14 protein-coding genes are annotated in these 13,947 nt (G+C 57.9%); 2 read left to right on the top strand and 12 right to left on the bottom strand.

The window, feature by feature from the left end:
- Nucleotides 1-49: 49 nt before the first annotated feature.
- Nucleotides 50-721 carry a ferredoxin gene (locus GG681_RS12665; RefSeq protein WP_153548397.1) on the top strand — a complete coding sequence of 224 codons (672 nt, stop codon included), beginning with the start codon at nucleotides 50-52 and terminating at the stop codon, nucleotides 719-721.
- Nucleotides 718-1,215 carry a SixA phosphatase family protein gene (locus GG681_RS12660; protein ID WP_153548396.1) on the top strand — a complete coding sequence of 166 codons (498 nt, stop codon included), beginning with the start codon at nucleotides 718-720 and terminating at the stop codon, nucleotides 1,213-1,215. Before GG681_RS12665 ends, GG681_RS12660 begins: the two co-directional genes overlap by 4 nt.
- A 322-nt stretch (nucleotides 1,216-1,537) precedes the next feature.
- Here the strand turns inward: GG681_RS12660 and GG681_RS12655 are convergent, their stop codons facing one another.
- The 12 genes from GG681_RS12655 to GG681_RS12600 all read right to left on the bottom strand — a co-directional run bounded on the left by GG681_RS12655 (nucleotide 1,538) and on the right by GG681_RS12600 (nucleotide 13,861).
- Nucleotides 1,538-2,329 (bottom strand): amino acid ABC transporter ATP-binding protein, encoded by a 792-nt coding sequence (locus GG681_RS12655; RefSeq protein WP_153548395.1) that lies wholly within the window; start codon nucleotides 2,327-2,329, stop codon nucleotides 1,538-1,540.
- 13 nt (nucleotides 2,330-2,342) lie between these two features.
- Nucleotides 2,343-3,671 (bottom strand): amino acid ABC transporter permease, encoded by a 1,329-nt coding sequence (locus GG681_RS12650; protein WP_153548394.1) that lies wholly within the window; start codon nucleotides 3,669-3,671, stop codon nucleotides 2,343-2,345.
- Between the two features lies 1 nt (nucleotide 3,672).
- Nucleotides 3,673-4,941 (bottom strand): amino acid ABC transporter permease, encoded by a 1,269-nt coding sequence (locus tag GG681_RS12645; RefSeq protein ID WP_153548393.1) that lies wholly within the window; start codon nucleotides 4,939-4,941, stop codon nucleotides 3,673-3,675.
- Nucleotides 4,942-5,060: 119 nt separating this feature from the next.
- Nucleotides 5,061-6,077, bottom strand: coding sequence for an amino acid ABC transporter substrate-binding protein (locus GG681_RS12640; protein ID WP_153548392.1), 1,017 nt, complete (start codon nucleotides 6,075-6,077; stop codon nucleotides 5,061-5,063).
- A gap of 210 nt (nucleotides 6,078-6,287) precedes the next feature.
- Nucleotides 6,288-7,013, bottom strand: coding sequence for an ATP12 family chaperone protein (locus GG681_RS12635; protein WP_153548391.1), 726 nt, complete (start codon nucleotides 7,011-7,013; stop codon nucleotides 6,288-6,290).
- 4 nt (nucleotides 7,014-7,017) lie between these two features.
- Nucleotides 7,018-7,686 (bottom strand): HAD-IA family hydrolase, encoded by a 669-nt coding sequence (locus GG681_RS12630; RefSeq protein WP_153548390.1) that lies wholly within the window; start codon nucleotides 7,684-7,686, stop codon nucleotides 7,018-7,020.
- Nucleotides 7,683-8,729 carry an RluA family pseudouridine synthase gene (locus GG681_RS12625; protein WP_153548389.1) on the bottom strand — a complete coding sequence of 349 codons (1,047 nt, stop codon included), beginning with the start codon at nucleotides 8,727-8,729 and terminating at the stop codon, nucleotides 7,683-7,685. Before GG681_RS12625 ends, GG681_RS12630 begins: the two co-directional genes overlap by 4 nt.
- 1 nt (nucleotide 8,730) lies before the next feature.
- Nucleotides 8,731-9,108, bottom strand: a complete 378-nt coding sequence (gene crcB / locus GG681_RS12620; protein WP_153548388.1) for a fluoride efflux transporter CrcB — start codon at nucleotides 9,106-9,108, stop codon at nucleotides 8,731-8,733.
- A 131-nt stretch (nucleotides 9,109-9,239) separates the two neighbouring features.
- Nucleotides 9,240-10,568 (bottom strand): replication-associated recombination protein A, encoded by a 1,329-nt coding sequence (locus GG681_RS12615; RefSeq protein ID WP_153548387.1) that lies wholly within the window; start codon nucleotides 10,566-10,568, stop codon nucleotides 9,240-9,242.
- Nucleotides 10,569-10,584: 16 nt separating this feature from the next.
- Entirely contained in the window at nucleotides 10,585-11,979 is a 1,395-nt protein-coding gene (locus tag GG681_RS12610) for a trypsin-like peptidase domain-containing protein (protein ID WP_153548386.1), read from the bottom strand.
- Nucleotides 11,980-12,086: 107 nt separating this feature from the next.
- Entirely contained in the window at nucleotides 12,087-12,635 is a 549-nt protein-coding gene (locus GG681_RS12605; protein ID WP_153548385.1) for a hypothetical protein, read from the bottom strand.
- 143 nt (nucleotides 12,636-12,778) lie between these two features.
- Nucleotides 12,779-13,861, bottom strand: a complete 1,083-nt coding sequence (locus GG681_RS12600) for a 3-deoxy-7-phosphoheptulonate synthase (RefSeq protein WP_153548384.1) — start codon at nucleotides 13,859-13,861, stop codon at nucleotides 12,779-12,781.
- Between the last annotated feature and the right edge of the window lie 86 nt (nucleotides 13,862-13,947).

The raw sequence follows: 13,947 nt of genomic DNA, 5'->3' as shown, positions 1-13,947 counted from the left end.
TTAGCGCGCGCCAAGATGCTATCCTGTCGCCCAAGATGCAGGATAGCATATGCCTTTGACCCAATACGCACAGATCGAAACCGCGGCCCAGTCGCTGGGGCTGATGATCTATGGTGCGTTGCATCCGGGCGCGGGCATCGAACAGCTTGATCACGGTACGCTGATCTTATTGGGCTGCAACACCAACTTCTGGCCGCAATTTTGCCAAAGCCCGGAATACCGTGACGGCCGCGCCGACCCGGTTGATCGCTGGTCGCGCCGTGTCATCACCCAGCTGGCCGCAGATCTTGGCGCCACGCAGAGCTATTACCCCTTTGATGGTCCGCCCTATGCGCCTTTTGTCAATTGGGCGCTTGCCTCGGGGCGTGCTTTCACATCCCCGTCGCAATTTCTGGTGCATGATCAGGTAGGACTGTTGATTTCCTACCGCGGGGCCCTCCATTTTGATGCAGAGTTTCACATACCAGCACCCAGGCTGGCACATTCTCCTTGTTTGGATTGCACCACTCAAGGCTGCATTAATACCTGCCCAGTTCAAGCAATGGTTGACGAAGGCCCCTATGAAGTGGCAGCTTGCCACAACCATCTGGACACAATCTCCGGATCCAGCACCTGCCTGTCGCAAGGTTGCATCGCCCGCCGCGCCTGCCCGCTGTCAGAAGGCGCCGGGCGCTCCCCTGCTCAATCTGCCCACCACATGAGGTATTTTCATTCAAGATGACCTGCACTTTGATCCTGACCCGACATGCCAAATCTGCCTGGGACACCAGCGCCCCAAGCGACCATGCCAGGCCTTTGAACAAACGCGGCACCCGCTCAGCGATCGCAATAGGCGCATGGCTGCGCGATCATGATTACATGCCGCATCAGGTGATTTCCTCTTCCTCGCAGCGCACCCGTGAAACCTATGATCTGATGGAACTCGACGCGCCCGCGATCTTTATTGAACGGCTCTATCACGCCAATTCAGACGTGATGTTTCAGGTGCTGCGCGAAGCAGAACATAAAAACATCATGCTGCTTGGCCATAATCCGGGCATTGCCGCTTTTGCCCATGCCATCCTCAACCACGCCCCGGCCCATTCCCGGTTTGAAGATTATCCAACCGGTGCAACGCTGATTGCTGAGTTTCCTCTGGAAAGCTGGGCAGATCTGACCTGGGGCAGTGGCCGCGCATTGGATTTTGCAGTGCCTCGGGAACTGATCGGAGCCTGACAGGTCTTCGCCCCCTGCTGCCTCCCATCAACACTCTCGCGTTTTGGCCCCCGCAGGCGGCGCCACGAATGATGGCGCATTCTGGCCAACCACACACTGGCGCCGCGCCGCAATCATCAGCGCATCTGGCACCGCCTCCTAACTGCAGCTGCACCATACTGTTTCACCTTTTTAAAAATACTCCGGGGGCTTGGGGGCAGAGCCCCCATCAATACTAAAACTTGGGCAGAGCCCCCAATACCAGCACTCGGGCAAAGCCCCAGCTCATAAAACCAGAAAGGCCGGGCAAATGCCCGGCCTTCCCACTGAATAACAGGTCAAATCAGTGACCCAGGATCTGGCTCAGGAACTGCTGGGTGCGCTCGCTCTTTGGATTGTTAAAGAACTCTTCCGGCTCGTTCTGTTCCACGATCTGGCCATCCGCCATAAAGATCACCCGGTTCGCCACCTGCCGCGCAAACCCCATCTCATGGGTCACACAAAGCATGGTCATCCCCTCCTCAGCGAGCTCGATCATCGTGTCCAGAACCTCTTTGATCATCTCAGGGTCCAGCGCCGATGTGGGCTCGTCAAACAGCATGATGCGGGGTTTCATACACAGCGAACGCGCAATTGCCACACGCTGCTGCTGCCCGCCCGAAAGCTGGCCCGGATATTTATGGGCCTGATCCGGGATCTTCACCTTCTCAAGGAAATGCATCGCCGTCTCAACGGCTTCTTTCTTGGGCGTTTTACGCACCCAGATCGGAGCCAATGTGCAGTTTTCCAGAATGGTCAGATGTGGAAACAGGTTGAAGTGCTGAAAACACATGCCCACCTCAGATCGGATCTTGTCGATGTTTTTCAGATCCGAGGTCAGCTCAGTCCCGTCAACAATGATCTGGCCTTCCTGATGCTCTTCCAAAGCATTCAGACAGCGGATCATGGTTGATTTGCCCGAGCCCGAAGGCCCTGCAATCACGATCCGCTCGCCTTGGTTGACGGTCAGGTTGATGTCGCGCAGCACGTGAAACGCACCGTACCACTTGTTCATATTGGTGATTTGAATGGCAACCTGGTCGCTCACCTGCATTTTGGAGCGGTCGATTGCGCGGTCAGAAATAAGTTCAGACATCTGTGCGAACTCCTTAATGATGGCCAGTCTGGAGCTTTTTCTCCAGATACATGGAATAGCGGGACATGCCGAAACAGCAGACAAAGAACATCAGCGCGATAAAGCCATAAAGCTCCCACACCAGACCGTTCCAGGCGGTATCAGCACGGATAGCAGTCGACAGACCCAATGGATCGAGCAGGCCGATCACCGACACCAGCGTGGTGTCTTTGAACAGGCCGATAAAGGTCGACACGATGCCCGGGATCGAGATCTTCAGCGCCTGCGGCATGATGATCAGCCGCTGCGCCTGCCAATAGTTCAGGCCAAGACTGTCGGCCCCTTCATATTGGCCCTTGGGCAAGGCTGCGAGCCCGCCGCGGATCACTTCGGCCATATAGGCCGCAGAGAACAGCGTTGCCATGATGATCACCCGCATGATGATGTCGAAATCGGTGCCCGGTGGCATAAAGATATTGAGCAGGGTCGAGGCCACAAACAGCAGCGTGATCAGCGGCACGCCGCGGATGAACTCAATAAAGCCGACGCAGATCGATTTCACAATCAACAGATCCGACTGACGCCCCAGCGCCAGCACGATGCCCAGCGGCAGCGAACATGCAATCGCCACCACGCCAATGGTCAGCGACAGCATCATGCCGCCAAAGGCACGCGATTCCACATCCATCAGGCCAATGGGCAGGATCTCTCCCAGTTGCCCAGCCACACCAGCGGCTAGAAACAGCCACCAGATTACCGCCGCCAAGACAGAAGCAACAAGCCCAACAAGCGCGCCGAACTGCGCTTCAAGCGCCTTGTAGACGATAAAGCCGATGATAAACCCAGCTGCGGCCGACAGCGGCGCCCAGATGGTTCCACCCCACAATAGCCAGGGCATGATGAACGGGTACGCCATTGAAAAGTAGATCATTTTCTTGGGCATACGTTCCGAAAACAGCACCGGAGCCAGCGCCACAGCAAAAAGCACAAAGGCCAATACAGGACGCCAGCGCAGATCTGGCACCCCTTCAATGCTGCCATTGGGATAAAAGCCAAACAACAGCTGCTCCCAGCGATCCCGGATCACGCCCCAACAGGCGCCGCCATTGTGCCCATCACGGCCAAGATCATGCAGGATGGTACGGCATTCCGCCAAAGAGGCCGCCCCCCAGGTGGGTGAAATCACCCAGCCCAGCAGGTTGACCAGCACGTAAAGGATAAACGCCCCGGACACGACGGACAGGATTGAATTGGAAATGCTGGAAAACAGGTTTTCGCGCAGCCAGCCCACCAAACCTACGGTGCTGGCTGGTGGCGCTTTCTGTGGCAGCATTTCAGTGCGAACAAAAGATACATCGCTCATATTACCGCTCCACCAGTTTGACACGTTCATTGTACCAGTTCATGACCAATGAGATCGAAAGGCTGATGCTCAGATAGATGATCATCCCCAGCAGAACCGTCTCCAGCTCACGGCCGGTCTGGTTCAAGGTGATGCCCATCAATGTGCCCGTCAGATCCATATACCCCACCGCAATCGCGAGCGAGGAGTTCTTGGTCAGGTTCAGGTAGTTCGAAATCAACGGTGGAATGATCACCCGCAGCGCCTGCGGCAGGATCACCAGCGACATGATACGATTTGGGCGCATCCCCAGCGCACCGGCGGCTTCGGTCTGGCCTTTGGAGATCGCCAGAATACCGGCCCGCACGATTTCGGCGATAAAGGCCGCAGTATAAAGCGACAGCGCCAGCCACAGGGCAATCAAGGAGTTGCGCATGTGAATGCCACCCTTGAAGTTGAACCCCTTCAGCTCAGGATAGCCAAGGTAAAACCCCAGAACTGCCAACAACAGGGCCGATGGCAGGATCACCACAGCGGCACGGATATGCCAGATGGTGGGGCGAATACCGGTGTTTTCCTGCTTCTGGTCTGCCCATTTGCGGATTTTGGTGGAGACAAACAGCGACGCCCCCAGCACAAACAGAAACGCAATCAGATCCAGCGACACATCAAAACGCGCGCTGCTTTCACCAAACAGCGACAGGTTGCCAAGCGAATTGTTGAACAGCGGCTCCGGGATATAAACACCCCGGTTGGTGACCGCGACGGTATCAAACAGCGACATGGTGGCGTCTGGGTTTTCACCCCGGAAGGCCCGTGGCGCCGGTAAGGTCTCGATCAGGATTGCCATGATAAAGACAATCCACAAAAGCACCGGCACATTGCGGAAGATTTCCACATAGATCGTGGTCAGCTTGGCGATAAGCCAGTTCTTCGACAGGCGCGCCACGCCAATGATAACACCCAGCACCGTTGCGGTGACACAGCCCAGGAACGCCACCAGAAGTGTGTTCAACAGGCCAATGATCGCGGCGCGGAAATGGGTATTTTGTGAATCGTAGTCCAGCAGACGCTGGTTGATGTCATATCCCGCAGTCTCGCCCAGGAACTTGAAACTGGGTTCTTTACCCAGAGCCGCCAGGTTTTCTGCGGTATTGCTGAAGATCCAGCCAAACATCAGCAAGAAGCTGATCAGCGCAACGACCTGAATGGTCATGGAGCGATAGCGGGTATCGTAAATCAGCATCGACAGCCGAAAGCTTTGCTTCGGCGGGTCAGAGAGAGTTGCCATAAAATGTGATCCCCAAGACATGCAAAGCCCTGCTGGCACGGTTGATCCGGCTCTAAAACGGCTTTGATGCGTTGTTATTAGTGGTCAGGGCGCGGGATGCGCGCCCTGACTCATGTGTCTTAACGGAATGGCGGAGCGTACAGCAGACCACCTTCGGTCCACTGAGCGTTCAGACCACGCGCCAGACCAATCGGTGTGTCTTCACCGATGTTTTTGGCAAACAGCTCACCGTAGTTGCCGCCAACGGCAATCACGTTTTGCGCCCAGGTTGCGTCCAGACCCAGCATCTCGCCCAGGGTACCTTCGGTGCCCAGCAGACGGTTGATTTCAGGGTTCTTGGTGCCCGCAGCCATCTCGCTCAGGTTCGCTGAGGTCACACCCAGCTCTTCTGCAGCAACCAGCGCGTTCATCGACCAGCGTACGATGTCAGCCCAGGCGTTGTCGCCATGGCGTACCAGCGGACCCAGCGGCTCTTTGGAGATGATTTCTGGCAGCAGCGCATGTGCACCTGGATCATCAAAAGTGGCGCGGGTTGCCGCCAGACCGGATGCGTCGGTGGTGTAAACGTCGCATGCGCCAGCCAGATACTGCTGCTGCGCTTCGGCGTTGGTTTCGATCGGCACCGGCTCATAGCTGATGTTATTGGCGCGGAAGAAATCCGCCAGGTTCAGCTCGGTGGTGGTGCCGGTCTGAATGCAGACGGTGGCGCCGTCCAGTTCAGTCGCAGAGCTGACGCCCAGCTCTTTTGGCACCATAAAGCCCTGACCGTCATAGTAGTTGACGCCCACGAACTCGAGCTTCAGATCCACATCACGCGAGAAGGTCCAGGTGGTGTTACGCGCAAGCATATCAATCTCACCCGAAGCCAGCGCGGTGAAGCGTGTCTTTGGTGTTGTTGGCACAAATTCAACAGCATTGCCGTCGCCCAGAACCGCGGCTGCAACAGCCCGGCACACAGCCACGTCAAAACCTTGCCATTCCCCATTCGCATCCGGTGCCGAGAAGCCGACCAGACCGGTGGACACACCACAGTTCAGCTTACCACGGGATTTTACATCATCCAGTGTCGCTGCCGCGGCCGCACCAGCTGCCAGACCGGCTACGGTCAGGGCACCAAAAAATACGGTTTTTTTCATTTTTACCTCTTCCTGATTTTCCGCACATTTGAGGCGGTTTTTTCCCAGGTGTTTGCCACATGAGATCAGATCGAACCCAGGCTTAGACCCAAGTTCGATTTAAGTGTGTGATCAATCATCAACAAACGTCAAGAGTGCTATCAAGATTTTCGATGTTTGCGCCGGTACTCTGTACAGAAGCGAGGCAATCCAATCAGGGGAATAAGGGTTTTATGATGTTTTTATGACGGTTTGAGAGAGGTCAAAGAAGCGTTTGGCATGCAAGAACTCACCTTGTTTCAGGCTTGCAAGCTCTGCGGCTTCATCATCTTTACCCCATTGTTCTTCTTGCCATTTTTCATCAAGACGCGAGATCTCCCAAATCTCTTGTGCGGGCTTCCAGCCCAGCGCTGCCGCAAAGCCAAGCACAAGCGAGCCGGACATGGACACAAGATCGTGAAACGCCGCCAATTCAAAGTTGTTAAACGCATGGGTTTGGCTGCGCAGCTGCGCCAATGCTGCAGAATCCTGCGGCGCATGCAGCACCCCGGCCCGCGGCGCAAGGCGTGCGTTCAGCTGTTTGGCCGCCCAATCCAGTGCCGGATCCCAGACCTCGGCCTGTCGCTGCACCAGTTCCACCGGGCTGTCTGCGCGGTAACACAGCAAATCCGAATCACCATATTCTGCCAACATGTCAGCCACTTCACCGTGCTGATGCGCAACTTTATCAATCGCCGCATTGGCGGATTTGGTGCAGGGCATGGTGGTGGGGTTCACATGTTCTTCCTGCGCGTCCCACTCAGACGCAATTGCATCAGCCATCGCACGGGTGGGCACAATCAGCGCAGCTTTTGCGGGTGTCTTCACCTTGCGCCCATCCAGCGCCACCGCAAAGCCTTCGCCCTCTTCAACGGCGCAGGCCTCTTTCCAGAATCGTTTCTGCTTCCACTCGCTCATGTCTTCAGCCTTTCCAGATCTCGTTCAACAGCGCAGGCAGTTCTGCAAAATCGCGGATAATATGATCCGCCCCCAGCCGTTCTGCTGGATGGAACCCCCAGTTCACCGCAATGGTTTTCACCCCTGCCGCGCGCCCCATATCAATGTCATATGATGTATCGCCAATCATCACCGTGCGTTCCGGCGCAACACCGGTTTCCGCCATTGCCGTCATCACCATCGACGGGTGCGGCTTGGAGGGATGATGATCCGCCACCTGCCGGGTGACAAAACAGCTCAGCTCATGTGCATCAATCAACGCATCCAAGCCCCGCTGCGATTTGCCGGTGGCCACCCCCAGCAAATATTCCGGCACCGCATGCAGCGCCGCCAAAGCCTCAAGCGCACCCGGATAGAGCGGCGAATGCCCACGCCCGGCCGCCTCGCGCGCCGCCTTATAAGATGTCTTATAGCCCTCAACGATGCGCGCCTGCAGCGCAGCAGACAGATCCGGCACCAGCTGCGCCACCGCCTGCGGCAGTGACAGCCCCACAATGGATAGAATGTCACCACGCGCAGGCACTGCCAGATCCAGCGCCTCAAAGGCTGCGCTCATGGCGCCCACAATTGCACCCTGGCTGTCCACCAGCGTGCCATCCACATCAAACAGAACCAGATGCAGCTCTGCCATCAGCGCAGGCTTTCAAACGGATCCTCGGCCGCCAGATCTTCACTCCAGCCAAAGGTATCCCAGCTCGCCTTCATATGTTCTGGCAGCTCGGCGGTGATCGACACGTGTTTCTTGGTCACCGGATGCTCAAACGCCATGCGACGGCAGTGCAGATGCAGCTTCTTCGAGATCACACCACCAATCTGTGCGCCCCAGCCATCACCCTGGTTCTCCTGACCAGAACCGCCATATTTGCCGTCGCCTGCAATCGGATGGCCAATTTCCGCCATATGCGCGCGCAGCTGGTGGGTGCGGCCGGTGATCGGCTCCATTGCCACCCATGAGGCACGGCTCGCCACCCGATACAGCGTGGCATATTGCGTGTGCGAGCGTTTCGCCCCCGGCGTGCTGTTCACATCATCCAGATGCACCGCAATCATCTTTTCGCCTTCACCGCTGCGCCCATGCCCCGGCGCTTTGACCAGGCCACATTTCACTTCGCCCAGATAGGGCGTCGGCACGCCCGCCACCAGCGCCCAGTAAATCTTGCGCGTTGCGTGATGGCGAAACGCTGCGGTCAGCGCCTGCGCCGCCAAGCGCGTGCGCGCCATGATCAACACGCCGGATGTGTCTTTATCAAGCCGGTGCACAAGGCGCGGCTTTTCATCCAGATCAAATTTCAGCGCCTCCGCCAGCCCATCCACATGGCGACTGGTGCCGCTGCCGCCCTGTACTGCAAGGCCCGCTGGTTTGTTGATCGCAATCACCGCGTCATCTTTATAGATCACACAGCCGCGGATCATCTTGGCATCCGCCTCCGACACCCGTGCTTCGCGCGGCGCCGCTGGTTTCAGATCGCTTGCAGGCAAAGGTGGCACCCGCACCACCTGCCCCGCTTCGACCCGGCTGTTGGCCTTGACCCGGCCCCCATCCAGACGCAGCTCACCCTTGCGGCACATCTTTTCAATACGGCCCTGGTTCACATGCGGAAACAAACGGCGCAGCCAGCGATCAATCCGCTGACCGCTATCATCCTCGCTTACGGTAATCATCTGTACGCCGCTCATCTCACAACACCCCTCGTGCCAACATCAGTCCCAAAAACAACGCAACAATCGAACAGCCCACCGACAGCCCCACATATAACGCAGCCTGGCCAATCGCGCCCCGCTCCACCAAAGTCACCGCCTCCAGCGAAAACGCCGAAAACGTGGTGAAACCACCCAGAATGCCCGTCATCACAAATGGCGACAGATGGGTCAGCCCGCGCTGCGCCGCCAGCACAACAAAGACCCCCATCAAAAAGGAGCCAAAGATATTGACGCTCAGAACCCCCAGGGGAAATCCCGTCACCCCAAAGAGCCGCGCAACCCCGACACCGGTCAGATAACGGCACGCCGCGCCCATTGCGCCGCCAAGCGCTACATATGCTACTGTTGAAACCATAGCGCCCCTTCGCGCAGGCAGGCGCAGATGTCAAGTTTCCACTGTGCATGGCACGAATGACAGGGTCGCAACGCCCGCGCTTTCACCTTTTTACAAATACTCCCGCCGGAGGCAGCGCCCTAAAAGGGCGCTCAATCCCCGTTACGCTGCGCCCGCAGACGCTCGAAATACTCAAGCCGCTTTTTCAGCTCACGCTCAAAGCCGCGCTCCACTGGTTTGTACAATTCCGGCCGTTCCATCCCGTCGGGGAAATAATTTTGCCCGGAAAACCCATCTTCGGCGTTGTGATCATAGGCGTAGCCCGCGCCATAGCCCTGCGCTTCCATCAATTTGGTTGGCGCATTGAGAATATGTTTCGGCGGCGGCGCGCTGCCGCTTTGTTTGGCAAGCCGCCGCGCCGCCTTATAGGCCATGTAATGCGCGTTGGTTTTTGGCGCGAGCGCCAGATAAACCACCGCCTGCGCCAGCGCCAGCTCCCCTTCGGGGCTGCCAAGGCGCTCATAGGTTTCCCAGGATTGCAGACAGACCGCCTGCGCCTGCGGATCCGCCAAGGCGATATCTTCCACCGCCATCCGGGTCAGTCGGCGCGCCAGATAGCGCGGATCTTCACCCCCTTCGAGCATGCGCGCAAACCAATACAGCGCCGCATCCGGATCTGATCCGCGCACCGATTTATGCAGCGCAGATATGAGGTTATAATGTTCATCACCGGATTTGTCGTATTTTGCCGCCCGTTTCATCAACCGGCTGGCGAGCTCTTCGCGCGTCAGATCCGCCGCTGTGCGCCAGGCCGCAACCTGTTCAATCAGATTAAGCAGCGCGCGCCCATCGCCATCGGCCATCTCGCGCAGGGCTGCACGTGCGTCCGCGCTCAACGGTAAGGCCCGCCCCAGATCACCTTCGGCACGCTGCACCAGATGCTCCAGATCTCCGTCCTCCAACCGCTCCAGCACCAAGACCTGCGCCCGCGACAACACCGCCGCATTCAGCTCAAACGAGGGGTTCTCAGTAGTGGCCCCCACCAGCAAAATGGTGCCATCCTCCATATGGGGCAAAAACCCATCCTGCTGCGCCTTGTTAAAGCGGTGGATCTCATCAACAAACAGCAATGTGCCCTGACCGTTCTGGCGTCGGATCTTGGCTGCTTCAAACACTTTGCGCAGCTCGGGCACCCCGGTGAAAATCGCAGAAATCTGCACAAAATGCAGATCGGTTTCCTGCGCCAGCAGCCGCGCGATGGTGGTTTTGCCCACACCGGGCGGACCCCAGAAAATCAGCGACGACAGCGAACCTGATGCCAGCATCACGCCCAAAGGTGCCTCTGCCCCCAAAACCTGGCTCTGGCCGATCACCTCAGCCAGCGACTGCGGCCGCAGCCGATCCGCCAAGGGGCGTGGCGGTTCCGGGCGCTCTGGCGCGGCAATTCCTTTTGGGGGCGGGCTGTCAAAAAGATCTGTCATACACCACCATCATGGATCACAGGCGGAAGCGCAACACAACCCGCTGCCCACGCCGCATCAGCTCCAGCTGCATCCAGCGGCTTTTCTCGCGCAGCGCGCGTTCCACATCTTTGGGGCGCTCAATATCATGGCCGTTCACTTTGACCATAATATCACCCATCTGCACCCCCGCACGCGCGCCATAGCGCCCCGGCGCGGTCACAACCACACCTTTGGCGGAAAACGGCAAACCCATGCCCGCAACCACCGCCGGGTTGATCCGCGCCAGTTCAAGCCCCGGAAAGATCGAGCGCTCCCCAAGGATCAAGGCCTCAGCTGGCGGATCGCTTGGTGCCGGGCGCATCGCCACCTCGATGTTCTCTGCCGCGCCATCACGCAGCCGGGTGAACATCGCGGTATTGCCAAGCCCCGCCACCGTCATGCGAAAGACCATCTCGGGTGGGGAATTTACCGGCTCCCCATCCACTTGGGTCACCACATCACCCACCTGAAATCCCGCGCGCGCAAACGGGCTTTGGGGATGCAGATCGGAAATCATCATGCCTTCAACCAGGCCCAACCCCAGGCTTTCGGCCAAATCCGCATCCATCGGCTGACCGGTCATCCCCGCCCAGGGACGCTGAAACGCCTCAGAGCCTTCGCGCGCCTGACGCATAAATTCGCGCGCCAGATTGGCCGGGATCGCAAAGCCAATACCGTTAGAGCCACCAGAGCGGCTCAGAATGCGGGTATTGATGCCAATAAGATCACCGTTCACATCAATCAGCGCACCACCGGAATTGCCCGGGTTGATCGGCGCATCGGTCTGAATGTAATAGCCGCGCCCTTCACCCGAGGCGGTGCCGGTGCGCGCAAGGCCGGAAATAATGCCCGAACTCACGGTCTGGCCCACCCCAAACGGGTTGCCGATTGCCAGCGCCAGCTCTCCCACTTCTACCCGGTCGCTGTCGCGCAGGTTCAGAAACGGCAGGTTCTCTGCGTCATCAAGCTGCAGGATCGCCAGATCCGAAGATTTATCCGCCAGCACCACACGGGCGTTAAATTCCCGCCGGTCATTGGTCACCACCCGGATTTCGGACGCGGTGCCCACCACATGGTAGTTTGACACCACAAAACCATCGTCCGAGAGGATCACCCCAGACCCCAGCGAGTTCTGCACCCGTGGCCTGCGCTGGCTGAAGCCGCGAAAGAAATCATCAAAGAACGGATCATCCATAAACGGAGAGCGGCGGCTTTCGCCTTCGGTGATGATCTTGGCATAGATATTGACCACCGCAGGCGCGGCCTCTTTGACCAATGGCGCAAAGCCCAATGCGATTTCGGCCTGCGACGCAGGCACCCGCGTTTCTGCCTGAACAGGCAGGGCTCCCAGCACAACAATTGTAAGCGCTGTCAAACAGTTACGAAACATTCAAACTCCCCAAGTCACCTCTTGGAGAATATGCTCATCAAATCCAGGATGTTCAAGCCTTTGGACCGGTCCGGCAGCTCCAGTTCACAGTCGTCCCGATCAATCGGCTATTTCGTGCGCCTTAGCTCGTAATAGGCCAGCACTTCGGGTGCACACAGTTCCAAATCATGGCCCATCCCAATAAGTGTTTCCAACAAGGCATCAGGGATTTCCCGCCCCCAGTCCACCGGATCACCATCATCCTGCGCATCCACAAGAGCATGATATTCCCCTTGGATTGCATCCAAAAGGCTGGGCGGTTCTCCGTCAATCTCAAGGTGGTATTTGTCCCCTGATGAACCATCGTGGGTGACTGACCAAGTACATTCCCCGTCGTAGTAACTCGCCAGCCAGCTTTTGTTGGTGTCATAAAGCACCGTAGAGGCGAGGAAGAGACCATCAAAATCTTCTGCGTTGTCTTTGATGAACCGATCCGCGAATGTCGTGTCGTGCGTCTTGATGACACTCCACCCGGTCATTTCATGTTTGGCCACCCAAGAGCCCCCTTCAGGGGCCTCTTCCTTTGGTGGCAAGACCGTTCCGCCGAAATAAACACCGAACTCTTGCGGCTCCATTTGCGCTGCAACAATTGAACTTCCAGAGGCCATAAAAATCATTCCTAAATCCAAATCCCTAAATGAGTTGAGGATGCGGCACACAGGCACATCTCGTCCAATCAACAAAAAGAGCGCGCCGAAAACGACGCGCCCAAGATGCCCCTGATCAATGGGGACAGGGAGAGAACTTCAGTTCACAGGTCTTACCCCGCCAGCCGCGACAGGGCCGCACGGCGGGTTTCAACCGCCTGTGCCAGCTTGCGCAGTTCAACCTCAGTGGCGTCCCAGCCCAGGCAGCCATCGGTGATCGACTGCCCGTAGGTCAGCTTGGACAGATCGCCGTCTTTGGGCAGATCCTGACGCCCGGCCACCAAATGGCTCTCGATCATGATGCCGGTGATGCGGCTGTCGCCTGCAGCGATCTGGCCACCCACATCTGCCAAGACATCCGGCTGTTTCTCTGGATCTTTGTCCGAATTTGCATGGCTTGCATCAATCATCACATGACCGCGGATACCGTCTTTTTCCGCCATTCTGCAGGCCGCATCTATCGCATCGGCGTCGTAATTTGTGCCGCCACCGCCACGCAGGATCACATGGCAATCGGGATTTCCGGCCGTGCCTGCAATTGCCGCTTTGCCCGATGGGGCCAGCGCCATGAAATGATGCGGCCGCGCGGCTGAGCGCACCGCATCCATCGCGATTTGCAGATTGCCACGGGTGCCGTTTTTGAACCCAACCGGACAGCTGAGGCCCGAGGCCATTTCGCGGTGAATCTGGCTTTCGGTTGTGCGCGCGCCAATGGCGGCCCAGGCCACCAGATCCGACAGGTATTGCGGCACATGTGCATCCAGAAACTCGGTCCCCACCGGCAGGCCAAGGGCGCTGATCTCTTCACACAGGTGACGCGCGCGATGCAGCCCCACATTGATGCGGAAGCTTTCATCCAGACCCGGATCGTTGATCAGACCTTTCCAGCCGCCAATGGTGCGCGGCTTTTCGAAATAGACCCGCATGACAATTTCCAACTGATCCTTCAGCGCCTCACGCAAGGGCGCCAGACGCCGGGCGTAATCCAGCGCCGCATGTGGATCATGGATCGAGCACGGGCCCACCACCACAACCAGCCGGTCGTCGCGCCCATGCAGCACGTTCTGGATCGCCGCACGCCCGGCGCGCACGGTATTGAGCGCTGCGGGCGAGGCGGGCACTTCGTTGATCAATTCACGCGGTGAGGTCAGTTCTTTCATTTCGGTGATCCGCAGATCCTGGGTTTGCTGTGTCATTTTGCTGTCCTTTGGGAGGAGGGCCCACGCGGCGGAAAACAAAAAAAACCGCCTGCGAGCTATCGAGGCGGTTTGGTGTGGAATTT

The organism is Tritonibacter aquimaris, assembly GCF_009617595.1.
In the GTDB taxonomy this organism is placed as follows: domain Bacteria; phylum Pseudomonadota; class Alphaproteobacteria; order Rhodobacterales; family Rhodobacteraceae; genus Epibacterium; species Epibacterium aquimaris.
The sequence above is the reverse complement of the archived record's forward strand: the minus strand, read 5'-3'. Positions and strand labels throughout refer to the sequence as shown.